Consider the following 24,721-nt stretch of genomic DNA (forward strand, 5'->3'; position numbering starts at 1 on the left):
AAATGAGCGGGAAGACCGTGGCGAAGCGTCAGGTCTCTTCCAGCTCCGTGCTTTTGGATTCCGCCGCACGTTTCCTCTCCACGAGTCGAGCCATGTAGATGGAAATCTCGTAGAGAATGATCGCAGGCAGCGCAAGACCGATCTGGGACATCGGATCGGGCGGCGTCAGCACGGCCGCGACCACGAAGGCCATGACGATAGCGAACTTGCGCTTCTCGCGCAGCCAGTCGCTGGTCAGAAGCCCGACGCGGGCCAGAAGCGTGGTAACCACCGGCAGCTGGAACACCAGACCGAAGGACAGAACCAGCGTCATGATGAGGCTGAGATATTCCGACACCTTCGGCATCAGCGAAATCGCCACCTCGCCATCCTCGGGCAATTGCTGCATGGCGAGGAAGAACCACATGACCATGGGCGTGAAGAAGAAATAGACGAGCGCCGCACCGATGAGGAAAAGGATCGGCGACGCGATCAGAAACGGCAGGAACGCGGCGCGCTCATTCTTGTAGAGACCGGGGGCCACGAACTTGTAGAGCTGCGAGGCGATTACCGGAAAGGAGATCACCATCGCGCCGAACATCGCAACCTTGATCTGCGTGAAGAAGAATTCCTGCGGCGCTGTATAGATCAGCGACGATTTCGTCACATCCAGCCCGGCCCAGATAACCGCCCACTTATAAGGAATGACGAGCAGGTTGAAGAGATGTTTGGCAACGGCGAAACAGCCGATGAAGGCGATGAAGAATGCGCCGAGCGCCCAGATCAGCCGCGTGCGCAACTCCATGAGATGCTCGATCAGCGGCTGCGGCTTATCCTCGATGTCCCCGCTCATGCTTCATCCTTTTTGGGCTTTGCAGCCTTTGTTCTTGCCGGTTTGGCCGGCTTGGCTTCCGCCACCGCCTTCTCCGCCGCCGTTTTCTTGACGGCAGCCTTCACGGCAGGCTTCGAAACAGCAGATTCTTCAGGCGCTTCGACAGCCTTGCTGCGCACGGTGCGTTTCGGCTTGGCGGCCACCGCCTCGGCTTCAACGGTCGCAACCGATTTCGCACGCGTGCGTTTCGGCTTTTCTTCCGCTGCCGCAACTGCGGCAACCGGCGCGGATGCCGTAGGCGCAGAGGCGACGACAGGCGGCGCATCCGGAAGCTTCATCTCGGGCTCGGGCACGCTGACCAGAGGCGCAACCGGCTCGCTCGTCGCCGGTGCTGCTGTCGAAGACAGAGAATCAGGTGCAGCCGTCGCCTTCTGGAGATCGGACTTGATCTCGTTTCCGAGCTGGCGAAGTGGGTTCATCGCGTCGCGCAGCGAATTGGTCGGATTAAGATTGCGGACATCCGAGATCGTCTGCCGCACATCGTCCATATCCGCCTCTTTCAAGGCCTCATCGAACTGCGTGCGGAATTCCCCCGCCATCTTGCGAAGGCCGGCCATCGTTTTGCCGAAGGCGCGGATCATGGGCGGCAAGTCTTTCGGTCCGACGACCACGATCAGCACGACCGCAATCACCAGAAGCTCGCTCCAGCCGATATCAAACATCAATACGCTCCCGAGACCCTAGCGCCGGTCTCAAAACAAGCGGCACAGGCCGCTTACTTGATCTCGTCAGCCTTGTGGTCGACAGTCTTCGCATTGGCATCGGCCGGCGGCGGCGTCTGGTCTTCGTCGGACATGCCCTTCTTGAAGCTCTTGATGCCCTTCGCAACATCACCCATCAATTCCGGAATCTTGCCACGTCCGAAGAGGACGAGAACGATCACCAGAACGATGAGCCAATGCCACACACTAAAAGAACCCATAACTGAAACTCCTGAATTTCGCTTTCAGACGATGTAAGATGTTTGAAAGGCTTTTTCAAACAACAAATTGTCGCTTCAACGGGGAGTGAACATAAAGTTTTTGCGTCTTGTCGCCAGTGAGACGGTCAATCATTCATCGCCATCGCCGCCGCCGGGCGCAAGCAGGCCCAGTTCTTCCAGATCGAGCTGCGTGATCGGGTCTTCGTCCTCACGCAATTCATCGCTCATCATCGGCAGGGGCACGCCGAAATTGGATGGAATTCGGCCAGAAAGCAGCCCTGCCCCCTTCAGCTCTTCAAGCCCCGGCAGGTCGCGCAATTCCTCAAGGCCGAAATGATCGAGAAACTCCACCGTGGTGCCGATCGTCACCGGCCTGCCGGGCGTGCGCCTGCGGCCCCTGAAACGCACCCAGCCCGCTTCCATCAGCACATCGAGCGTGCCGCGCGAGGTCTGTACGCCGCGAATTTCCTCGATTTCGGCGCGTGTCACCGGTTGATGATAAGCGATAATCGCCAGAACTTCCAGCGCCGCGCGCGACAGCTTCTTCGGCTCCTTCTCCTCCGTGCGGATGACGAAGGAAAGATCGCCCGCCGTGCGAAAAGCCCATTGCCCGCCGACCTGCACGAGATTAACGCCCCGCTCACCATAAGCGGCCTTGAGCCGGTGCAGAATGGCTGCGACATCCATGCCGCGTGGCAGGCGCTCGGCAATGAACCCCACCGAAACCGGCTCGGCCGAGGCAAAGACCAAGGCCTCGGTGATCCGCTCGGCTTCCTTCAGCTGCCGTTCGGAAAACACCGTGGGTTCGAATCCCACCCCATCTGTCACGATCGCCGCTTCGCCGGTCTCGTCGTCATTCGTCATTGTCAGTCCTTTCGGCATTCACGGCGCGATCGTCTCTCTCGCTCCTGCGCATATAGATGGGCTGGAAGGCGCCCTCCTGACGAATTTGCAGCGATCCCTCGCGCACCAGTTCCAGCGAGGCGGCAAACGCGCTGGCGATCGCGGTTACCCGCATGGCGGGGTCGGGCACATATTGCAGCAGATAGTGATCGAGCACGGTCCATTCACCGACATCGCCGAGCAGATTGGTCAAGAGCTCCCGCGCCTCCACCAGCGACCAGACCTGCCGTTTTTCAATCGTGACCTGGGTGATGGCCTGCCTTTGCCGCAGATTGGCATAGGCGCTCAGGAGATCGTAGAGATTTGCCTCGTAAGCGGAGCGGTTGATATGCGGAATATGCTCCGGCGCGCCGCGGGCGAAAACATCACGGCCGAGCTGGGCGCGGTTGACGAGGCGTTCCGCCGCCTCGCGCATCGCTTCCAGACGTTTCAGCCGGAAGGCCAGCGTCGCGGCCATTTCCTCGCCCGAGGGGCCGTCATCTTTCGATTGTTGCGGGATCAGCAGTTTGGACTTCAGGAAGGCAAGCCAAGCCGCCATGACAAGATAATCGGCGGCCAGCTCAATGCGCACACGGCGCGCGCTTTCCACGAATTGCAGATATTGCTCGGCAAGGGCCAGCACCGAAATGCGCGACAGATCGACCTTCTGCGTGCGGGCAAGATGCAGCAGCAGATCGAGCGGGCCTTCGAAACCCGCGACATCGATGACCAGCCCGGCCTCACCCGTCAGCCGCTCCGGCGTCACATCCTGCCAGAGCTTGTCCATCGGTGTTGAATTGCGAGACTTGTCTGCGGCCATTGTTCCATCCGCCGGGCGTCCGGCCTGTCGTCCCGATTAACGGGCCGCCGCCCAACTGTCAGGAAACGGCCCACATGGCGTTGAATTCGGCTCTCAGTTCCGCTTCGTCGGAAGGGTCCGCAATGGGGAAACCCGCTTCCACGGCCCGCACCCGCTCCAGCGAACGGCCGGAAAGAACGGGAACCTCCTTCACGACCTCAAGCATTTCACCCATCACGCCATTGCAATGCAAGATTATATCGCAGCCACCAGCAACAATATTCGCAGCCCGTTCGCCAAGCGTGCCCTTCAGCGCATTCATGGAACTGTCGTCGGACATCAGCAACCCATCAAAGCCGATGCGGCCGCGAATGATCTCTTCGATCACCTTCGGCGAGGTCGTTGCTGGTCTCTCGCGGTCGACGGCGTTGAACACCAGATGCGCGCTCATCGCCATCAATTCATGGTTCAGCGCCCGGAACGGCACGAAATCATGGCCGTCCAGTTCATCAAGCGGCACATCGACGACGGGCAGTTCATGGTGCGAATCCACCATGCCGCGGCCATGGCCCGGCATATGCTTCATGACAGGCAGCATGCCGCCCGCCTTCAGCCCGTCGGCCGCCGCCTGCCCCATCTCGGCCACCATGGCCGGCGAGTAGCCATAGGCGCGGTTGCCGATGACGTTGCTGGCGCCTTCCACCGGCACATCGAGCACCGGCAGGCAATCGACATTGATGCCGAATTTCATGAGGTCGAAGGCATGCAGGCGCGACATCAGCCAGGCCGCGCGCAGGCCCTGTTCACGATCGCGCTCGTAGATCTCACCGAGAATGCGGGCATTCGGATAGGCCTGCAGGATCGGCGGCTTGATGCGCTGTACGCGCCCGCCTTCCTGATCGATCAGAACCGGCGCGTCCGGCCGCCCGACGGCATCACGCATGGCGGCGACGAGATCGGTGATCTGCTGCGGCTCGCCGATATTGCGCCCGAACAGGATGAAGCCCCACGGCTGCTGGTCACGGTAAAGGGCAATCTCATCGGCAGTCAGCGAAAGTCCGCTGCATCCGAGGATCATAGCTTTGCAATCGGTCATGGTGTCACGCCTGTCTGAGAACAAAAGGGGTAAGGGAAGAATGGCCTTTAGCCATCGAGACTGCGGAGAGGTGCGGTTAATTTTTCTCCGCGTCATCCTCGGGTCAAGCTCGAGGATGACGTAGAGTTTGCCGGAAGGTCCGAATATGCCAAGGGCTGCCCATGCGGCAGCCCCAATCTTCTACGCCGGATCAGCTGCTATCAGCGTGCCACCAGGCAGCTGCCGCCGGCCGAGCGGAACTTCTCGCACAGCGCCACGGCTTCGTTCTTGTCACCGGCCGGGATGCGGACGCGGTAGAACGTGCCCTTGCCGGCGATTTCGGCGGCCTTGATGTCGACGCCACGTCCACCGATGACCGAACCGAACTTGGCCGACATGCTCTGGTAGGACTTCTGGGCCTCCGCCTGGCTCGGCAGGGACGCGATCTGGATGTAATAACCACCGGCCGAAGGGGTGTTTGTCGCTGCCGGCGTCGCGGCGGCTGTCTGCTGCTGCGCGGCTGGCGGCTGGGCCGGAGCGGTAGCGGCGGGACGGACATTGCCCTGATTGGTGACGGTTGCCACGACATTGGAAGGCTGCGAGGACGGACGCGCTGCAGGAAGCGGCGCCGCCGTCTGCGAGGCCGGTGCGGCAGGCGTATTGGCCTGCGGCTGCGCAGCCTGCTCCGGCGCGACCGGAACACGCGAAGCGGCGATGACGGCAGGAGCGCCCTCACCCGGCTTGGCGGTCTGGGGCGCGGCAAGTTCCGCGACCTTGTCGGCCTTCGGCGGCTGGGCTGCCGGTGCATCGACTTCCTGGGCGACCAGCGTGCCATCCGGCTTGACGATCATCGTGCGGACCTTGCGCGGCGAAACACCGGTTGCACCAGCTCCTTCGTTGTGCGCGGCCTTTTCTTCCGGCGAAAGCAGGCGCGGGTCTTCAGTTTCGCCAACCGGCGTACCGGTTGCGGTTTCCATATCCCCGTCGTTTTCACCTTCCAGCGGCAATTGTTCGGGGATCAGCGTGCGCTGAACCACATCGACCGGCTGCTCGCTGCTGGAAATCAGGGCGGGCTGCTTCGGATCGGCAGCACTGCCGCCGGCCACGCGGTCATACACGGCCTTGTCCTGGTTGGGCACGACGCGACCGCCCGGATTTTCCGGCACGACCTTCATCGGATCATTATCGGCGGAAATGATGACCGGCGCGCCATTGGAGCCGGTGCTGGACGAACCGCCTGATATCAGCGCGTAGACACCGCCGCCGACAAGCACCAGACCGATTGCGGCTGCAACCGGCATGATCCAGCGGCGACCGCCGCGCTCATCCTCATCGCGATAAGCGGCCTGATGATCGACATAGGTGTTCTCGGCATCCCGTGCGTTGCCGCGGGAAGCTGCAGCCTCCTGCATGGAGCGGCGGAAATCCTCTTCCAGCGCCCGCTCGAATTCATCGGCTTCTTCCGGAGCCTGAACGGCGGCACGCGCCTGCGGGGCGGCTGCGCGGTTTTCCGCATGTTTGTGACGATCAAGACCGCCGGCGACCGCAGGCGCAAACAGCGTCGCAAGCTCGGTGTCGATGTCGAGATCTTCCTCGTGACGGCGGGCAACCGGCTTGGGTTCGAAAACCCCGACCGGCAATTCCGGCACATCCATCTCCACAATGGTTTCCGGATGTTCTTCCGTCTCGCCGATCTGCGAAGGATCGAAAGGCAGGCTCTCCAGTGTCTGCGGCGCAACCGGCTGCGGCGCGGCGGCGGCAGGACGCGGCTGAACGGGCGCGGCTGCGGCAATCGGCGCGGATACGGGCGCGACGCGCGGCTGGGGCGCGGGCTGCTCCCTTACCGGCTGGGGTGCAGCGGCAGCGACCACAGGCGCAACCGGCTGCTGGCGAGCGGGTTGCGGCACGGGCGCAGGTGCGACCTCGGCTTCGGCAATTTCGGAAAGGTCGAGATCAAGATCGAGATCGTCGAGCGCCAACTCGAAATCATCGTCGTTGAAGCCCGCAAAATCACTGAAATCCGGTTCCTGAACGGGAACCGCAGATGTTGCAGGGGCGACCGGGGCTGCCCGTACCGGTATAGCGGCAACTGGCGGTTCCACCTTCGCAGCCTGAGCGACAGGTGCGGCCTGAACGACAGGCGCAGACTGGACGACGGGTTCTTCACCACGGCCGGGAATGGAATATTTTGCAACGTCGTAGATCAGCTCGTCCATCGGCGACAGATCGGCCGCAACGGACTTCTGAACAACAGGAGATGTGACCGGCTGCGCAGCAGGCGTGAAGGTTTCAGCAGGCAGAGGCGTAAAGGCAGGCGCAGTCTCTTCCGCCTGAATGACGACGGGCGCCGGTGCAGGTTCGATCTGCGGTTCAATCCGGACTACCGGCTGCTGTTCGGACCTCGGCTCGACCCGTCGCGGATCGACAGCCGAAACATCGCGACGCGCCCCGAAATTGGCAAGCGGCAGACGCAGGCTGGAAAATTCCAGCGAAGAACGGCCGCCATGCGAAGGCGGACGCACGGAAACGGGTGCAGGCGCTTCCTCGGCAACCGCGATCTCCACCTCATCGGCAAGATCGAAGGCCTGCGGCTCCGGCGCGTAACCATGCGAAGACGGAATGTTGCTGGAAACATCGGCCGGAAGTTCCGGCATGGCGTGCCATTCGGGCTGGGCCGGCTCGACGGCCTGCGGCTCTTCCCATGCCAGTTGTTGGGCGGCCTGCTGGTAAACCACCGGCTCGGCAGCACGCGGCTGGCGCGAATGCACGTCGAAAACTTCGGCGACCGCACCGGCATCGTCGCGGAAATCCGCGCGAATGTCCTGCGTCGACGTTTCCACGTAACTGTGAATATAGGCGTTGTCGACTTCCGGAAGCGGCTCTTCCGTGAACTCGGGCGCCACCTCATAGGCCGGCGTCGGCTCCGGCGCATACCGGGCCTCGACCTGCGGCTCGGCCACGGGAGAAAGTTCCGGCTCGCGGCGGGCGAAAACCTGCTCGACACGCTGCATGAAGTCGTTGGGGTGGATGCCCGCACGGACATCGTTTGCTGGATCAAGAACGACCGGATCGGCGTGCGGTGCGTCGTAAACCTCGAATTCCCTCAGAAGCTCATCTTCGAGATTGAATTCGGGTTCGCGGCGGGTCACCGATGGCGCAGCCTCGGAACCCGCATGCGAAGGACGATCTTCGAAGCCGACGATACGCGCCAGTTCTGCCAGAGGATCGTTGTCAGCGAACCCTTCGGACCGGGCGTCCCGGTTATACGCGACATTTTTTTCGACCATTACGTGTTCCACCATCTACGCATTGCAGCTCTTGCCAGCGTATTGTGAGCAAATAATGGTGATATGTTATCGCATCTCGTCAGGCGCGTCCGCTCCTAAAAGAGCCAGGCCAGACTTCAAAACATTCGCGACAGCATTCACCAGCCCAAGTCTGGCAATGCTCAATTCTCGGTTTTTATCGTTAATAAAACGTAATTCCTGATGGTCTTTACCCTTGTTCCAGTGTCCATGGAAGGAACTGGCGAGATCATAGAGGTAAAAAGCAAGCCGGTGCGGCTCATGCGAAAGGGCCGCCGATTCGATCAGGCGCGGATATTCAGCGAGCTTTGCAACCAGTTGCAACTCGTTGATATCGCTAATCAAAGAGACAGACGCCGCCATCTCTTCAGCCGAAGGAGAAAGCCCCGGAAACGCCTCCTGCGCCTGCCGGAAGATCGACATGGAGCGGGCATGGGCATATTGCACGTAAAAGACCGGATTATCCTTCGATTGTTCGGTCACTTTCGCGAAATCGAAGTCCAGCGGCTCGGAATTCTTCCGATAAAGCATCATGAATCGCACCGGATCGCGACCCACTTCGTCCACAACATCGCGCAGCGTGACGAAGTCGCCGGAGCGCTTTGACATCTTCACCGGCTCACCGTCACGGTAGAGCTTGACGAGCTGGCACAGGAGCACCGTCAGTTTCGACTTGCCTTCGGAGACGGCCCGCGCAACCGCTTCCAGCCGCTTCACGTAGCCGCCATGGTCGGCGCCGAGCACATAGATCATCTCGGAGAAACCACGGTCGAACTTGTTCTTGAAATAGGCGACATCGGCCGCGAAGTAGGTGTAGGAACCGTCCGACTTCATCAGCGCGCGGTCCATGTCGTCGCCCACTTCCGTGGAGCGGAACAGCGTCTGCTCGCGGTCTTCCCAGTCGTCCGGCAATTCGCCCTTCGGCGGCGGCAGGGTGCCCTTGTAGACATGGCCCTTGAAGGTCAGATCATTGATGGCCGAGAGGATCGGCCCGCCATTGCCCTCATGCAGTGTGCGCTCCGAGAAGAACACGTCGTGCTTGACGTTCAGCGTCTCAAGATCCTCGCGTATCATCGCCATCATCGCGTCGATCGCCTTGTCCTTGACGATCGGCATCCACTTTTCCTCAGGCATGGCGCGCAGCTTGATGCCATATTCATCCGCCAGCGCCTGACCGACGGGAACGAGGTAATCGCCGGGGTAGAAGCCCGATGGAATGGCGCCGATGTCTTCGCCAAGCGCTTCGCGGTAACGCAGGAACACCGAACGGGCCAGCACGTCGATCTGCGAACCGGCATCGTTGATGTAATATTCCTTGGTGACGCCATAACCCGCAAAAGCAAGCAGGTTCGCCAGCGTGTCACCCACCACGGCGCCACGGCAATGGCCGACATGCATCGGGCCGGTCGGGTTGGCGGAAACATATTCGACATTGATCTTCTGGCCCGCACCGATGGTGGAGCGGCCGAAATCGATGCCCTGTCCGATCATGTCGGCCAGAAGACGCTGCCAGTAACCGACCGAGACCTTGAGGTTGATGAAGCCCGGACCCGCGACATTGACGCTGTCAACATCGCCATCCGCCTGAAGTGCCGGCACGATGAGTTCGGCCAGCGCCCGCGGATTGGTGCCGAGCGGCTTTGCCAGCACCATGGCGGCATTGGTTGCGACATCGCCATGGCTCAGATCGCGCGGGGATTCGACGGTAATTCGACTGAAATCGACCTTTTCGCGGTTCTCTTTCACGAGATCGAGGGTCTCGAGCGCGTTTTTGATCCTGGTATCGAAATCGGCAAAAATGTTCATCGTTCCAACCTGCGCGAAGGGCTTCTGTTTATGTCCGGCCATCATAACCGGGTAGGCTTCGCGATCGCCCGCTGCCCTATCGCAAATCGGGGGTGCGGTCAAACAGCCGCTGGTGGGCGCGCAGTGCATAACTATCCGTCATACCCGCCAGATAATCGCCCACATGCCGGGCCTTTGCGGCCACGCTCATGCCGGAAATGCTGTCCACCCAGTAGTGGCTCTGCATCTCCGCCGGCGTTTCCATATAACGGTGGAAAAGATCGGTGACGATCTGCGTCGCGCCGGCGCGGATGCGCATGATCTCCGGGTGGCGGTAGATATGGCCGAACAGCAGCTTCTTGATCTGCCGGTCGGTCTCGGCCATCTCAGGCGAGAAGGTCGCAACGGTGAAATCGGCAGCGCGGATATCCGCCGCACTCTTCGGCTTCAGACGGGCCAGATTCTGCTGCGCAACCCCGATCACATCCTCCACCATATGGGTGATCTGCCGGCGCATGATCTCATTGGCGAAACGCTCCTTGTCGAGCACGGGATATTTCGCCCGCACCTGCGCCATCAGGCCGCTGAGGAACGGCACCTCCTCCAGCATCTCGAAGGTCAGATAACCGGCGCGCAGACCGTCATCGATGTCATGGGTATTATAGGCGATGTCATCGGCAATCGCTGCCACCTGCGCCTCGAGGCTGGCATAGCTGCCGATCTCCAGATCCTGCAGCTCGCAATATTCGAGAATGGGCAGCGGAACCGGCCCCTTGATCCCCTCGCCCCTGGCATTCACCAGCGGGCCATTGTGCTTGACCAGCCCTTCGAGCGTCTCCCAGGTGAGGTTGATGCCGTCATATTCGGCGTAGCGGCGCTCCAGCTTGGTGACGATGCGCAGCGACTGCGCATTGTGATCGAAGCCGCCATAGGGCAACAGCACCGCGTCCAGCGCATCCTCGCCGGTATGGCCGAAGGGCGTGTGGCCGAAATCATGCACCAGCGCCACGCCCTCGGCCAGGTCCTCGTCGAGCTTCAGCGCGCGGGCGAGCGCGCGGGCGATCTGCGCCACCTCAATGGTGTGGGTGAGACGCGTGCGATAATGGTCACCGTCAGGGCTGATGAACACCTGCGTCTTGTGCTTCAGGCGGCGAAAGGCTGTCGTGTGGACGATGCGGTCCCGGTCGCGCTGGAATTCCGACCGTGTCAGGCTACCCTCTTCGGCAAAAAGACGCCCGCGCGTGGTCCACGGATCGGAGGCGAAAACCGCTCTCTCGCCACTTCCGAAACCCAATGCGCGCTGGTCTATGATCATATATCCACCTGTTGTCTTCTCTGGCCGCGACGTCCTTTTCGCCTTGGCCATTGACCTTTTCATTTACCCTTCATACCTATCGAAGAGGTCAGCGCAAAGCATCATCGCGGCGCAGGCGCCTTCACACAGGCTATAGACCGTTAATTTGACCGGTTTATAATAGTGACAATGAGATTATTGCTCTCCGGTTCTTGACCCCGGCACGAGGAACGACATGGAAAACAGCGACATTACACTTTCGGAAGCCGCAGCGAAGCGAATCGCCCAGATCGTCGCAGCGGATGCGGGCAAACAGGCACTGCGCGTTTCGGTGGAGGGAGGCGGCTGCTCGGGCTTCTCCTACAAGTTCGATCTGGCGGAAGACCCCGCCGATGACGACATCGTGATTGCGCGCGGCGACGCCAAAGTGCTGATCGACAGCATGTCGGTCATCTACATGGCCGGCTCCGAAATCGACTTCGTCGACAACCTGCTCGGCCAGTCCTTCCAGATCAAGAACCCGAATGCGGTCGCGAGCTGCGGCTGCGGCACCAGCTTCTCGATCTGACGCCATTCTATCCACCACATCCTCACCAGCCGTTTCCAAAAACGGTGGCAATCGCTTTTGCATCGGGTAAAAGTATCCCCACAAAAGGGAAACTCCGATGAAGATTGCCACCTGGAACATCAATGGCGTCAAGGCGCGTATCGAAAACCTCTGCCAGTGGCTGAAGGATTCATCGCCTGACATTGTCTGCCTTCAGGAAATCAAATCCGTCGACGAAGGCTTTCCCCGCCTTGAGATCGAGGCACTCGGCTATCATGTCGAGACACATGGTCAGAAGGGCTTCAACGGCGTCGCCCTGCTCTCGAGGATGAAGCCGGACGAGATCAATCGCGGCCTGCCTGGAGACGATGCCGACGAACAGGCGCGTTTCATCGAGGGCGTCTTTTCCGTCGATGGCGGCGCGATCCGGGTCTGCTCGCTTTACCTGCCGAATGGCAATCCGCCGGATGATCCGGTCAAATATCCCTACAAGCTCGCCTGGATGGAACGGCTGCGCCGCTTTGCCGAAGACCGCCTCGCGCTGGAGGAGCCGCTCATTCTGGCCGGTGACTACAACGTCATCCCCGAACCATTCGATTGCCACGACCCACGCGTGTGGGAAGGTGACGCCCTGTTCCTGCCGCAGACCCGTTCGGCCTTCCGCAAGCTGGAAAATCTCGGCTTTACCGATGCCGCGCGCGCGACGACGGATGAGCCCGGACTTTATTCCTTCTGGGATTATCAGGCCGGCGCATGGCCGAAAAACAACGGCATACGCATCGACCACCTGATGCTGTCGGCGGAAGCTGCCGACCGGCTGCAATCGGTCAACATCGAAAAACATGTGCGGGCATGGGAAAAACCGTCCGACCACGTACCGGTCTGCGGTTACTTCGATTTCAGACCGGTCGGCTGACCGGCTCTTGCCAGGCGGCTGAATTCACCTCAGCCGCGGGCGACATCGGTTCAATCCGGATCGTCGATCCGCATGTTCTGCGCCATTGCGATGGCCGCGCGGCGATCGTTTTCACCAGAGAGCGAAAACGCCTGTTCCTGAAGGCTCTGGATCCAGGTGCAGTCCACCGCCGTGCATTTGTCCAGCGCGGCCGTCATGAAAGCGAGCCCCTGAGTCGTCTGGCCTTCCTGGAAGAGCAGATTGCCGAAAATCGACATGGCGCCGGCATGGCCGTGCTTGCGCGCCTGGTTGAGCCACTTCTTGGCCTGCTGCACATCCGCCCGGCCACCCTCGCCCGCAAGGATCATCTCCGCCAGCCGGAACTGCGCTTCGGCCACACCAAAGGTGGAAGCCACCTGAAAATAAAGCTGACGGGCCTGCGAAAGGTCCATCTTCACCGGGCTTCCGGGAATACCGTGGCGGTAATAATCGGCAAGGGAAAGAAGCGCGTTGACGAAGAAACCGGTATCTTCCGAACCCGGCTCGACGCCCTGATTGGCGATTTCGCTGTAAATCTTGAAAGCTTCAAAGTCGTTCTTGGCGACGCCGTCGCCGAAGGCGTACATATTGGCAAGCGCCCAGCGCGAGCCTGTATGGCCCTTTTCAGCCGCGTAGCGATAGGCCTCGACAGCTTCACCCTTGTTGCCGTTCTTGTAGGCCTTGAAACCGAACTTGAACAGATCGAAGGGGCCGGATTCCTTGGTCACGCCCGCATTGATGTCAAAAGCCGCGGCAGGCATTGCGAGCGACGCAAGCAACATGCCCATAAGGAGCGGCTTTAAAACGTTGGCTTCACATTTCAGCATTTCAGCGAACTTCTCTCACTCTTCCCGGCATATAGCCAATACTTGCGGAATACTGCAAAGCCGAACCCCGCCGGGTCGCGATTTTTCGAACACACTGCGTCTTTCCGGCAGCACTTTCCAGCGCACCGCCGGTGGTTTCATGCGGCAATTGCTCAAAATTTTCAGTGAGACAGATATAGGCATAATTTCCGGCAATATAACGGCGTTTCACCGCCTGCCGGTCAACGTCAAACAAGAAAGCCGGACCAAATTCCCGTATTACTTGCTTAAACCCTGAATCCAAATCCGTTTTCACTTTCTGCAATTCCGCAGGCCCACATCAAACGCCTGCATGTTCTTCCATTCCCGCGCCCATAAACATAAGCCAAGCACCCTGTTTGTGGCGGGAAATGGACAGATATGCCCACATTCCAACGCGGCTCCACGCTTGCAGAAAAGTGTTGCCAAATCGTCACAAAACTTTCGGCCTGGAAGATTTTATCGAGAAGGAATCATAGTCGGGCATGAAAAAGGCCCGGTTGGTAAACCGGACCTTTATTTTAGCATCAATGGAAGTATGGCGTCAGAACTTGACCTTCACACCCGTCGAAATGGCGGCCACAAGATCGTTGCCGAAGTCATAGCCAGCCTCGTTGCCGCACGTGAAGCCTGCCCCGCAGGGTCCGCCGTTGATCGAGGAGCTTCCCGAGGTCAACAGGCCAAGAGCACCGGCAATCTTGAATTCGATATTCTTGTTAGGCGAATAAACGATCTGCGTGCCGAGAGTCCAAGTGTCGGTCTGCGTGCCGATAATCGTGGACGTCCCGCGATCCCAAGTCACGCTGACAGCGCCGCTCCATTGTTCGTTAAACTTATGGCCGACACCGCCAGAGATAGTCCAGCCATCGCGATAATACAGGTCAAGCGTGTTCAACGTGTCTGTCCCGCTCGGAACACACGGCGATGTGCCGACGGCGCAGAAGGGAATAACCTGAATCTGACTCCAATCAGTCCATTTTACCGAGCCAAAGGCAAGCCAGTCAGGTGCAATGCCTGATTGGAATTTGAGCTCGATACTGTCGGGCATAGAAATAGATCCATAGACCGGTACGAGCTTGCCGCCATACTTCGCCAACGTTGGAGATATGGACGGCGGTGTCTGCGGGATCGATCTAACGTCGGCAAAACCAGTCAGGTCGTGATCGACAGCGCTGTTGTAAACAAGGCTTGTGCGGAAAGCGATTTCAGGAATTTCATAGGCCACGCCAGCACGCCAGCCCCAGCCATCACCTTCCATCTCCAGTTTGCCGACACCGCTGAAGCTGGACCATGCGGGGTTCAAGCCAAGAACGGCCGGTCCAAGCACTTGACGGTATTTATAACCGCTGATTTCCTGATAGAACCCACCGCCAATGATCGAGAAATCACCCTTGCCAAGATCGAACTTCACGCGGCAGGTGGTGGCATAATTGTGCGACTTGACCTTGGTTTCGATATTGTAGCTCGACCCCTGCCAGATGCCGGGATTGAGATGCGCGCCCCACGGCTGCGAATAATCGAACATGCAGTCGCCGAAATCGCCGATCGCTGCTTTGGCGCCGATACGGGTAGACCAGAAGTTCTCCGAATCGTCCGCGCTGGTAGACCACGAGGCAGGCAAGGGACCGCTCTTCAGCGGATTGTCACGCGCATTCTCGACCTTGCGCTGCGGTGCTACGAAAGTAGCGGAACTATCCAGAACATAGTCGGACGGGTCGAACAGCAGGTCGATATTATAACCACCGCGCTCAAGGCCACCCGCCAGTGAAGGCGTGACCGCCGCGATGCTGACTGCGAAACATACCGCGCCGCGAAAAATTGCAGTTTTTGCCATCTCTCTCCCCAATCAAGGCAATGTGATCAAGGATAGAGTGAAGTGCTGACGGGCAAATGACAATGTGCCGCAGCGCGGCGCGATCCTGCCCGCACAGCCATTTTTTTACGTAAGTTTTTTATGTATGCCCTCTTATATAATCATTTTAGGCTATTTTTCTAACCCGGCTGGAAAAACTGATACAAAACGAAACAAATTCCCAACTAAAGCGGGAAATGTCGCCAAATAACCACAGTTGGCGGTTTCCCGAACAAACCCGCTTATCAGGCCGTTTTCATTGGTTTTTTTCAGCTTTTTCAGGCGCTTTCGACGTCAATCCGGGTGAAATAATCGCACTGTCAGGCAAGTGCGATTCGCCAGTGCAACGCAGCAATGAAAAGAAATGAATTGTCGCAACGGGCAAAAAACGCCCGGCCTTGCGGGTGCTTCAGACAGTCGATGAAAGGTCGAAAATACTGGCGCTGTCGTCCTCGCCCGTGAGGCGAGGAACCATCTTCAATCGGGGGCCCTTATCCCCGGGCCAAACCCGGGGATAAGCTTGTGTTCAAGGGGAGGACATCCACGATGGGCCTGCCCTCCTCATGGCCCGCTTTCAATATGCGGCAGCACACCGCAAGCCTTATCCCGCCTCGCTGACGCGTTGCAGGGCGGTTCTCAGGCTTGCCAGCTGAACGTCCAGCTCCGCCTTGCGCTCGCGCTCGGCGGCCACGACCTCAGGATCGGCATTGGCCACGAATTTTTCATTCGAGAGCTTCTTGTCGATGCGCTCCATTTCCGCATCCACCTTGCCGATCGCCTTTTCAAGGCGCGCTTTTTCAGCACCAAGATCGACGAGGTTGCCGAGCGGCAGGCAGACAGTGGCTTCGCCGACGATGATCTGCGCGGAACCCTTCGGCGCAACATCGGCACCACGGATTTCATCGGCCCGCGCCAGACGCCGGATGGCGGCGGCATGGCGGTCGAGCCGCGCCTCTGTCGATGTGTTGGCGCCGACAACCACCAGCGATGCGGTGGCGCCCGGCGGCACATTCATCTCGGCGCGTGTCGAGCGGATACCGGAGACCAGATCGATCAGCCAGTTGATTTCCGCAGCCGAGGCATCGTCACGGAACTCCGGCACCGGCCAGTCGGTCAGGCAGAGCAGATCGTTCCGCTCCTCGCCCTCACCCGCCGTGTGCGCCCACAGCTCTTCCGTCATGAAGGGCATGAAGGGATGCAGAAGCTTGTAGATCTCGTCCAGAACATAGGCCGCGCAGGCCTGCGATTCCGACTTTGCCTTTTCGTCTTCGCCGCTGAAGACGGGCTTCAGCAGTTCCAGATACCAGTCGCAGAACTGGTTCCAGACGAAGCGGTAGAGAATGCCGGAGGCATCGTTGAAGCGGAAGTTTTCAAGCGCCGCCGTCACATCACGCGCCGTATTGGCAAGTTCAGTCAGGATCCAGCGGTTGATGGTCAGCGAAGCGGTTTCTGCAATGAAATGCGGATCGCGCTTCACGCCGTTCATCTCGGCAAAACGCGTCGCATTCCAGAGCTTGGTGCCGAAGTTGCGATAACCGGCAATACGCGCCGGATCGAGCTTCACGTCGCGGCCCTGCGCCGCCATGATGGCAAGCGTGAAACGCAGAGCATCCGCACCGTATTCATCGATCAGTTCCAGCGGATCGATGACGTTGCCCTTGGACTTCGACATCTTCTGGCCGTTCTTGTCACGAACCAGCGCGTGGATATAGACCGTGCTGAAGGGCTCGACCGGATTGCCGGCGTCGTCCTTCATGAAATGCAGGCCCATCTGCATCATCCGCACCACCCAGAACGGGATGATATCGAAGCCGGTGACCAGCACGTTGGTCGGATAATAACGCGCCAGTTCCGGCGTCTGCTCGGGCCAGCCGAGCGTCGAGAACGGCCAGAGTGCCGACGAGAACCAGGTGTCGAGAACGTCTTCGTCGCGGGTCAGGATTTCACCCGGCTTGAAGTTCTCAAGCTTCTCCTCGACCCAGGCCTTCCACGGGCCTTCATGGGCAATGTAATGCTGGATGGCCGCCTGAAGCGCTTCTTCCTCGGTCTTCTCAACGAAGACCTGCCCGTCCGGGCCGTACCATGCGGGAATCTGGTGACCCCACCACAATTGCCGCGAAATGCACCAGGGCTGGATATTTTCCATCCACTGGAAGTAAGTGTTTTCCCAGTTCTTCGGCACGAAATTGGTGCGGCCTTCGCGCACGGAGGCAATGGCCGGCTGCGCCAGCGTCTTGTTGTCCACCCACCACTGGTCGGTCAAGCGCGGCTCGATCGGCACGCCGCCACGGTCACCATGCGGCACCACATGCTTGTGCGGCTCGATCCTGTCGAGCAGCCCGGCTTCCTCGAAGATTTCGACGATAACCTTGCGGGCGAAGAAGCGATCCTGTCCTTCCAGGCGATCCCACGCGCCATGCAGCGCGGCGGGATGATTGAGGCCGTCGAGGAAATCCTCGTTCTCCTTGATCGAAATCGTTCCGTCGATATTCATGACGTTGATGGCGCGCAGGCCGCAACGCTTGCCGACTTCGAAATCGTTGAAGTCATGCGCAGGCGTGATCTTGACCGCGCCCGTTCCTGCCGTCGGATCGGCATAATCATCGGCGACGATCGGGATCTTGCGGCCGACGATCGGCAGAATGACGTGCTTGCCGACGATGCCCTTATAGCGCTCGTCCTCCGGGTTCACCGCAACGCCCGTATCACCCAGCATGGTTTCCGGGCGCGTCGTGGCAACGACGATGTAATCGCGCGTCTCGAATTCCGTGGGTTTGCCTTCTTCGTCGAAAGCAACGGGGTATTGATAGGTGACGCCCTTTTCCAGCGGATAGCGCAGGTGCCACAGATTGCCCTTCATCTCGATCTGCTCGACTTCCATGTCGGAAATGGCGGTGAGCAGCTTCGGATCCCAGTTGACGAGGCGTTTGTCCTTATAGATCAGGCCCTGTTTGTAGAGCGTGACGAAAACCTCGAGAACGGCCTCGGAAAGACCCTCGTCCATGGTGAAGCGCTCGCGCGACCAGTCACAGGACGCGCCGAGACGTTTCAGCTGGTTGAAGATCAAACCACCCGATTCAGCCTTCCACTCCCAGACCTTCTCCACGAAAGCCTCGCGGCCCATGTCGCGGCGGCCCGGAAGCTGGGCTTCCATCAGCTTGCGCTCGACGACCATCTGCGTGGCGATGCCCGCATGGTCCATGCCCGGCTGCCACAGCACATCCTTGCCGCGCATGCGCTCGAAGCGGACCAATATATCCTGCAGCGTGTTGTTGAGCGCATGGCCCATATGCAGCGAGCCCGTCACATTTGGCGGCGGGATGACGATGGTGAAGGTTTCCGCACCCGGCTTGGCATTGGCGCCGGCCCGGAAGGCGTTCGCCTCGTCCCAGGCTTTGGCGATCTTCGGTTCGACGGTTGCGGAATCGTAGGTCTTTTCGAGCATTTCCTGACCTGAATTTTAGAGTTCTTGTGTGGATTTTTTAAATAAGGATGGACGGTCGAGAGTCAACAGAAACCAGCCCGCGAGCGACCCATTGAAAGGTTACACCTGCGACTATGACCCGATAACGCCTTCATCTTCAACAAAAAAGCCGCCCCGGTGCCGGAGCGGCCTCTGTTTCGTCATGCCGTCGCGTTGCAACAGGCGACCGGGCGTGATTTAGCGGCGCGAACCGCGCGCCACGCGTTCGATTTCCTCACGCACGAGACGCTCCACCAGGGTCGGCAGATTGTCCTCCAGCCAGTCCTGCAGCATCGGACGCAGCATTTCGGCAGCCATGTCCTCGATCGAACGGCGCTCGACGCCATCGAAAACTTCCGCAAGCTCGCTGAAGGAGCGGGCGATCTGCGCACCGGCGGCGGCGGAAATAAGGTTGAGCGACAGCCCGCCCTCTTCCTGCGGCTCGGCCAGATCGAATGTCGGCATCTCGACGACCGGTTCCTGCACGGAAATCTCGAAGCGCTCCTCGGCGGCAGGCGTCTCGATGGCGCCACGCAGCGTCAGCTGATCGAAGCGGTTCCCGGCAAAAGGCGCATTTTCGACGGCGGCAGCGGCGGCGCGATCCTCTGCGGCAAAAGACGCCGGCTGTTCGCTGATGCTTGCGGCAGCGGCTGCCAGCAACGGGCGCACATCGGTCGGGCGCTGCGGCGCGGCGCGCTCAACCGGCTGTGCGGACGAAGGCTGAGCTACACCTGAAGACTGGGCAGCGGGAGCCGCTTGTGCGGGCTCACGCTGTGCCTGCGCGGCGAATGCCTGCGGCCCCATGGCGGCGTTGCGGTCGGCAGCGGCACGCACGCGCGCTGCGACATCGGCCAGCGACATGGTCTTGTCAGCGCTGTCCTGCTGTTCAGGCGCCGGCTTTTCGGAGAGCGGAGAGAAATCCTGCACCGGCCTTGCGCCATAGGCCTGGTTTGCGGCGGGGGGAACGCGGGCCGGCGGGCTGGCAGGCTCCGCCACGAAGGCCGCTTCGCTCGCAGCGTCGTCTTCATCATCATAGACAGGCGGCAACTGTCCGGAAAACGCACCGGCAGGGCCGGTCTCGTTGCTTTCGATGATCCGGCGTATGGACGCCAGAATTTCTTCCATGGACGGTTCACGCGCTACGCTTGGCTGAGCCATATCAATCCCCGGTTTCCACTCTCGAGCGTCCCAGCCGCATCGCTTCGGATGCCGGACAGGGCGCTTCGCACCTGTTCAATTCCTGCATCGCGTTCACGACAATCGAACCCTATCGCCGCACCGATGCTCTGAAACATTTTCGGTCAAAACCGCCAAGCGTCTTTGCCGTCCCTGTCGCAGGTTCATGCGGGGCAGAAATACGCACACCCCGAATCACCCTTAGTTTAGGGCAGCATACTCAGGAACTAAATCACTGATTCGACAACTTTCGTGGTGATGCACAGCTTTGTGAGAACGGCCTTTTCGGCAACGCCGAGGATGAGCGGGGGCACATGGCGGCCCTGCCCCAAAAAAACAAACGCCGGGGTGAAAACTTCACCCCGGCGTCCGGAACAGAATGATCGCTTCCTGGGATCAGAAAACGAATTCGGCCGCCTTGGCGAAACCCGGCAGGGGCTTGACCGAAGCATTGAAGGAGGTCACGGCCGATGTGCTGTTGCCATCGCGGCGATAGACGGTGGCCTTTGCCGCATTGCCATATCCGACAACGACAACCAGACGTCCGCCGTCACGCAGCTGGTCGGTCAGTGCCGCCGGCACTTCCTCGACCGAACCGTTGACGAAAACGAGATCATAGGGCGCTTCGCCCGCATAACCCTTTTCGAGATCGCCGGTGACAACAGCAACATTGTCATACCCGAGCGAAGCCAGCGTCTCGGTGGCCTGTGCCGCCAAAGCCTCATCGCTTTCGAGCGAAACCACCGAACCGGCGATCTGCGACAGGATCGCGGCGGCATAACCGGCGCCACCGCCGACTTCCAGCACGACGTCTTCCTTGGACACAGCGGCGAGCTGAAGAAGCTTTGCCAGCGGCGAAGCCTTCATCACGTAACGGGCCGGGAGGCCGTCCCGGGCGGGACAGATCTGCAGATCTTCGTCCGCATAGGCAATCTGCCGCACGCCTGCCGGCACGAAAGCCTCGCGCGGCACGCTCAAAAACGCCTTCAGCACCGAATGTGACGTCACGTCGGTCGTGCGCAACTGGCTATCGACCATATTGGCGCGTGCGGTTTCGAAATCCATCATATCGTTATCGCCTCAATTTCGCGGATGCCGGTCGGGAAGCCTCGGCTCCAAAAGCTCAAAACGGCACGGGTCTCCCCTCGCCTTTGGATAACCTCATAATTGCCCAAGCCTGCGCTTTCAAGCGCGGTGAGCGGGATGTGCGGGAAAAAGCGAAGTGGCGGGGATTTTTAGGGCAGCAAGAACGGAAATGACCGCAACTAAGATGCGACACGGTCACGACAACAGGTTCTGCTGGTGAGAGTTTGGGAGGCTGAACCCGAAATTCGAAAAATCGGCTTTTATACCGACCGACGAATTTGAGGTGTCCAGGGTATGTCCGGCAGGCACTCACCGTCCGCTGGTTTCTTTGTCCTTCTTCGCTTGATCGTGATGCCACTTGATGGCGAAGAACATGCCCGTGCCCAGGACGATAACCTTGAGCGGAAAGACGACTATGGGGAACAAGTCTACCCAATCCAAATCCATCATTTCGAATATTTCCAAGCTGTTACGCGACACTATCGATCGTAACGAGCGCTATCTCAAAACTGCTGCTTCAACAACTTCAATTCAGGCGCTCATGCAGTGCTTTTTTGACGCAGCCCAATCGGCTCGTTTCGTCTGGAGCTCGTGTTCATGCTACAGCGAGACGAATTGTTGTCATGGAAACGATACGGCCGATGCCTTCGATTCTGCTGCGGCATGCCTCAGCCCGTGTCGCAATGTTTCATCGTACTCAAAGGGGACGGTCCGAAAATCATGGGGATCGGCACGCAACAAGCTGCCCCGTCAAAGCGCTATCGTAAAAGAGCTTTTTGACTGCAAGTATTCGATTATCGGTGAAATTGTTGGAGGCCTCGCCCGGAATTGAACCGGGGTACAAGGATTTGCAGTCCTCTGCGTCACCACTCCGCCACGAGGCCTCACACGCTCTTTAATCTGAGCGATGGCGGGCATTTAGAACGAATCCATTTTGGGCGCAAGAGGGTTCGCTGCGAATGTGGTGTTTTTTCGGGCCCGATGGAGCAGGCACCGTCCGCTGCGCTCTAAGCCATTCGAATTCCGTGTTTTTTTGTATCTTCCTCAAATTGCGGAAGAAACAACGCCCGCATTCGGCGCATTTGCGCCGGTGCGCGCGTTTGCTGCATCTTCAATGCCGTCAGTCAAATACGCCCAAGCAAAACCAGGATCAGGACGATGACCAGAACCAGCCCGAGGCCACCCGACGGACCATAGCCGTAATTGTGGTAGCCCCAGCTTGGCAGAGCGCCGATCAGGAAAAGAATGAGCAGGATAACGAGGATGGTGCCGATCATGTATAATCCTCCACTATTGGCATGTGTTCTGACTGCTTTAATGGCGCAGGAAGCCAAAAGGTTCCCTTTGCTTTGCCCGCGGCAACATGGATCAAAACGGGCATCACCTTCCGTTTCAACAGCTTAAAGCGTCATTGCGGAACGCCTGGTCCCATCGCGGTGAAATGATTTGCCGGATAACAAGACCGGACACGAGGGCCACGCGCGTCGCGCCATGCGCGGAGCCGGTCCGGCGTTCGACCATGGTAGCTATTTATTCGAGGTAATTTCTCGGTCTATGTATATTAGCAATCACTCGTCATAATTGTTGAAGTCACCCGACCCCTGAAACTGGCGGGAGGACGGAGAGGCCTGGTATCACTGGCAGTGCGCCAGGCCTCCCCCCGCAGACTTTCACTCCCCCGGCATTTGCTCCTCTGCCGGTAGTTATTTCCCCCGTAGGCACACGGACATTTTACCGACGGCGCCGCCGGCAGCTCTTGCCTTGGCTCTTTCTCTCCGGCTAGACCCCGGACCGGGAGGAAGAAACGAGAATCATATGTCCGGTTTTGCGAACCTCATCCCGCTTTTCATCTTCGGCCTCCTCGTCTACTTTTTCTTTCGCTGGGTCGCGCGCGACATTCAGGATCCGAAGAGCAAATAATCGGAGAAAAATAATCTCCGTCCCCTTGCCCGCCGGGAACCGCCGCGCCTCCACATCGTTTTCACAGACGCACTTCGGAGGACAGGATGAAGACGCTCGTATCATCGGCCACTATCGCGCTCGCACTGGCACTTACCGGATGCACCACAGCCGGACCGGGGGGCTATGTCGGCCCCGCGCCCTATGTCGAACCCATCCCCGGCAGCATCATCTACCGAGGCCAGCCACGCACCAAGCTGACCAAGTCGCCGATCGGCAGCACGTTCAGCCATGAATTCCGTATCGACGGCAGCACGAGGGCGGTGGAAACCTACCGCATCGCGCCGGATCGCTCGCTGGAACTCATCGACCGGCGCATCATTCGCGACTGGCTGTTCGGGCGCGACGACTGACCGCACCGCAACGGTGAGAAACCGCCCTGCAACGGGATTGCACATCCTGACCGCTTCGTTTAGAGCCGGGCGCAACAACCAATACGGATAAGCGATGAACACGCGCTGGCAAAAACCCGTCCTGATCGCGTTCGAAACGCCGGGCGATTATACGAGCATCGAAACCACACAGGCGGCTTCCTGGGCGCTGATCGAGGATTGGCCGATAGAGGATGGCGATGCGCTGGACAAGGCACTGCTGGTCTGCGCCGCCGTCGACGCCGGCAAGAAAAAGCCGGAAGATGCGCGCAAGGCCTTCATCGCCGCCGCAATCGAGGCAGGCCTCGATTTCAAGGGGTAACGACGCGAGGATCGTTTAACCGCAAGGTGACAAACGTGTCGCGCCACGCGAGAATTCAAGACAACGGATTTGATGGGTCAAAATAGATGGAAGCGTCCGGAAACATGAAAAAAGCCCTGTTCATCTTTCTTCTGTCCTGCCTGGCAATCGGCCTTCTCGGCCACCTCGTCGTGGCCTTCGTCGTCACCGGCTGAAGCCGCCAATGAGCACCCGCCGCCACGTACAAGGACGGCGTGTTAAAAATTCCTAAATTTCATTCTTCTGTTATGGAACCGCGATAACTCTTTTCCGTTCTCTTTTCGATCAAACAAGGAGGATTGAAATGCGTGACGGATTGAATGGTTTTCTCGAAATCTCGATGCTCGGCTTCGTGGTCGCAACCTGCCTTTTCATGGTCAACCTGCCGATCTGACACGGCTTACCAATCATGTCCCTGAAGGACCGGCGGCTTGAATGCCGGGATAAGAAAATGCGGCCTTTCGGGCCGCATTTCTTTTTTGAGCAAGTCAGGCTCAGGCCGAAAGCTTGGCGGCGAGCTTGGCGACATGTGCGCCCTGGAAGCGCGCGCCTTCGAGTTCGATCTGCGAAGGCTGGCGCGATCCGTCACCATCGGTGATGGTGGAGGCGCCATAGGGCGAACCGCCCTTGATTTCATCGACACCCATCTGGCCCTGGAAAGCATAGGGCAGACCGGCAACGGCCATGCCGTGGTGCAGGAAGGTGGGAAGGAAACCGAGGATAGTGGATTCCTGGCCGCCATGCTGCGTGGCGGACGAGGTAAAGGCGGCGCCCACCTTGCCGACCAGCTTTCCACTGAACCACAGGCCGCCCGTCTGATCCCAGAAATTGCGCATCTGCGAGGCGACCGTGCCGAAACGCGTGCCGGCGCCAACGATGATGGCATCATAATCGGCCAGTTCGTCGACCGTTGCGATCGGGGCTGCCTGATCCAGCTTGAAATGGGAGGACTTGGCGACTTCTTCCGGCACCAGTTCCGGAACGCGCTTGACGACGACGTCAGCGCCTGTCGATTTCGCACCTTCCGCGACAGCATAGGCCATTGTCTCGATATGACCGTAAGAAGAATAATAGAGTACCAGAACCTTCGTCATTCTCTTCGTTTCCCTTGTTGGAACTGCCTCCGGCGTACCGGCTATAAGTTTCTTTAAAAACTCGATGATCATCGGCTTTGACCCGTCAAATGTGTGTGGAGAAAAGGTAGCCGATGGGCCT

General features: G+C 59.3%; 22 protein-coding genes and 1 tRNA gene. 4 read left to right on the plus strand and 19 right to left on the minus strand.

What is annotated here, in order from left to right:
• Positions 1-28: 28 nt before the first annotated feature.
• The 9 genes from tatC to AC1ROR_RS05880 all read right to left on the minus strand — a co-directional run bounded on the left by tatC (position 29) and on the right by AC1ROR_RS05880 (position 10,954).
• A complete protein-coding gene (tatC, locus tag AC1ROR_RS05840) occupies positions 29-832 on the minus strand; it encodes a twin-arginine translocase subunit TatC (protein WP_080834649.1) in 804 nt (267 codons plus the stop codon).
• A complete protein-coding gene (gene tatB / locus AC1ROR_RS05845) occupies positions 829-1,533 on the minus strand; it encodes a Sec-independent protein translocase protein TatB (protein ID WP_498588857.1) in 705 nt (234 codons plus the stop codon). Before tatB ends, tatC begins: the two co-directional genes overlap by 4 nt.
• Positions 1,534-1,586: 53 nt before the next feature.
• Positions 1,587-1,793 carry a twin-arginine translocase TatA/TatE family subunit gene (locus AC1ROR_RS05850; protein WP_080834653.1) on the minus strand — a complete coding sequence of 69 codons (207 nt, stop codon included), beginning with the start codon at positions 1,791-1,793 and terminating at the stop codon, positions 1,587-1,589.
• Positions 1,794-1,922: 129 nt separating this feature from the next.
• The gene (gene scpB / locus AC1ROR_RS05855) at positions 1,923-2,657 is read right to left on the minus strand and encodes an SMC-Scp complex subunit ScpB (protein WP_139786034.1); all 735 of its coding nucleotides are present in this window, start codon (positions 2,655-2,657) and stop codon (positions 1,923-1,925) included.
• The gene (locus AC1ROR_RS05860; protein ID WP_080834655.1) at positions 2,647-3,495 is read right to left on the minus strand and encodes a segregation and condensation protein A; all 849 of its coding nucleotides are present in this window, start codon (positions 3,493-3,495) and stop codon (positions 2,647-2,649) included. Before AC1ROR_RS05860 ends, scpB begins: the two co-directional genes overlap by 11 nt.
• A 58-nt stretch (positions 3,496-3,553) precedes the next feature.
• Positions 3,554-4,570 carry a beta-N-acetylhexosaminidase gene (gene nagZ / locus AC1ROR_RS05865; RefSeq protein ID WP_498588858.1) on the minus strand — a complete coding sequence of 339 codons (1,017 nt, stop codon included), beginning with the start codon at positions 4,568-4,570 and terminating at the stop codon, positions 3,554-3,556.
• Positions 4,571-4,770: 200 nt separating this feature from the next.
• Positions 4,771-7,836 (minus strand): SPOR domain-containing protein, encoded by a 3,066-nt coding sequence (locus AC1ROR_RS05870; protein WP_498588859.1) that lies wholly within the window; start codon positions 7,834-7,836, stop codon positions 4,771-4,773.
• Between the two features lie 66 nt (positions 7,837-7,902).
• Positions 7,903-9,660 carry an arginine--tRNA ligase gene (gene argS, locus AC1ROR_RS05875; protein WP_498588860.1) on the minus strand — a complete coding sequence of 586 codons (1,758 nt, stop codon included), beginning with the start codon at positions 9,658-9,660 and terminating at the stop codon, positions 7,903-7,905.
• Positions 9,661-9,736: 76 nt separating this feature from the next.
• Positions 9,737-10,954 carry a deoxyguanosinetriphosphate triphosphohydrolase gene (locus tag AC1ROR_RS05880; RefSeq protein ID WP_498588861.1) on the minus strand — a complete coding sequence of 406 codons (1,218 nt, stop codon included), beginning with the start codon at positions 10,952-10,954 and terminating at the stop codon, positions 9,737-9,739.
• A 214-nt stretch (positions 10,955-11,168) separates the two neighbouring features.
• Between AC1ROR_RS05880 and erpA the strand changes: the two genes are divergently transcribed.
• Both erpA and xth read left to right on the plus strand, forming a co-directional pair.
• The gene (erpA, locus tag AC1ROR_RS05885) at positions 11,169-11,501 is read left to right on the plus strand and encodes an iron-sulfur cluster insertion protein ErpA (RefSeq protein WP_035223088.1); all 333 of its coding nucleotides are present in this window, start codon (positions 11,169-11,171) and stop codon (positions 11,499-11,501) included.
• 97 nt (positions 11,502-11,598) lie between these two features.
• Positions 11,599-12,396: an exodeoxyribonuclease III gene (gene xth / locus AC1ROR_RS05890; RefSeq protein WP_498588862.1), complete on the plus strand. Its 798-nt coding sequence runs from the start codon at positions 11,599-11,601 to the stop codon at positions 12,394-12,396.
• Positions 12,397-12,446: 50 nt separating this feature from the next.
• Here the strand turns inward: xth and exoR are convergent, their stop codons facing one another.
• The 9 genes from exoR to AC1ROR_RS05935 all read right to left on the minus strand — a co-directional run bounded on the left by exoR (position 12,447) and on the right by AC1ROR_RS05935 (position 22,113).
• A complete protein-coding gene (gene exoR / locus AC1ROR_RS05895; protein WP_035223082.1) occupies positions 12,447-13,241 on the minus strand; it encodes an exopolysaccharide production regulator ExoR in 795 nt (264 codons plus the stop codon).
• Between the two features lies 1 nt (position 13,242).
• The gene (locus AC1ROR_RS05900) at positions 13,243-13,536 is read right to left on the minus strand and encodes a hypothetical protein (protein ID WP_237681216.1); all 294 of its coding nucleotides are present in this window, start codon (positions 13,534-13,536) and stop codon (positions 13,243-13,245) included.
• A 267-nt stretch (positions 13,537-13,803) separates the two neighbouring features.
• Positions 13,804-15,093 carry an outer membrane protein transport protein gene (locus tag AC1ROR_RS05905; RefSeq protein ID WP_035223077.1) on the minus strand — a complete coding sequence of 430 codons (1,290 nt, stop codon included), beginning with the start codon at positions 15,091-15,093 and terminating at the stop codon, positions 13,804-13,806.
• Between the two features lie 619 nt (positions 15,094-15,712).
• Positions 15,713-18,556, minus strand: coding sequence for a valine--tRNA ligase (locus AC1ROR_RS05910; protein ID WP_498588863.1), 2,844 nt, complete (start codon positions 18,554-18,556; stop codon positions 15,713-15,715).
• A gap of 216 nt (positions 18,557-18,772) precedes the next feature.
• On the minus strand, positions 18,773-19,732 hold the full coding sequence (popZ, locus tag AC1ROR_RS05915) for a cell division protein PopZ (RefSeq protein ID WP_498588864.1): 960 nt from the start codon (positions 19,730-19,732) through the stop codon (positions 18,773-18,775).
• A 414-nt stretch (positions 19,733-20,146) separates the two neighbouring features.
• Positions 20,147-20,818, minus strand: coding sequence for a protein-L-isoaspartate O-methyltransferase family protein (locus tag AC1ROR_RS05920; protein ID WP_080834663.1), 672 nt, complete (start codon positions 20,816-20,818; stop codon positions 20,147-20,149).
• 327 nt (positions 20,819-21,145) lie between these two features.
• A complete protein-coding gene (locus tag AC1ROR_RS05925; protein ID WP_498588865.1) occupies positions 21,146-21,286 on the minus strand; it encodes a hypothetical protein in 141 nt (46 codons plus the stop codon).
• 360 nt (positions 21,287-21,646) lie between these two features.
• A tRNA-Cys gene (locus tag AC1ROR_RS05930) sits at positions 21,647-21,720 on the minus strand.
• A gap of 240 nt (positions 21,721-21,960) precedes the next feature.
• Positions 21,961-22,113 (minus strand): DUF3309 family protein, encoded by a 153-nt coding sequence (locus AC1ROR_RS05935; protein WP_080723131.1) that lies wholly within the window; start codon positions 22,111-22,113, stop codon positions 21,961-21,963.
• Positions 22,114-22,842: 729 nt separating this feature from the next.
• Here AC1ROR_RS05935 and AC1ROR_RS05940 point away from each other — a divergent pair.
• Both AC1ROR_RS05940 and AC1ROR_RS05945 read left to right on the plus strand, forming a co-directional pair.
• Complete coding sequence (locus tag AC1ROR_RS05940; RefSeq protein ID WP_035223063.1) at positions 22,843-23,148, plus strand: hypothetical protein; 306 nt, start codon at positions 22,843-22,845, stop codon at positions 23,146-23,148.
• 94 nt (positions 23,149-23,242) lie between these two features.
• On the plus strand, positions 23,243-23,488 hold the full coding sequence (locus AC1ROR_RS05945) for a DUF982 domain-containing protein (RefSeq protein ID WP_035223060.1): 246 nt from the start codon (positions 23,243-23,245) through the stop codon (positions 23,486-23,488).
• A gap of 512 nt (positions 23,489-24,000) precedes the next feature.
• On the opposite strand, the gene wrbA is transcribed toward AC1ROR_RS05945, so the two are convergent.
• Entirely contained in the window at positions 24,001-24,600 is a 600-nt protein-coding gene (gene wrbA, locus AC1ROR_RS05950; RefSeq protein ID WP_035223058.1) for an NAD(P)H:quinone oxidoreductase type IV, read from the minus strand.
• Between the last annotated feature and the right edge of the window lie 121 nt (positions 24,601-24,721).

The sequence above is a fragment of the Agrobacterium sp. GW821-FHT14E08 genome (genome assembly GCF_058803865.1).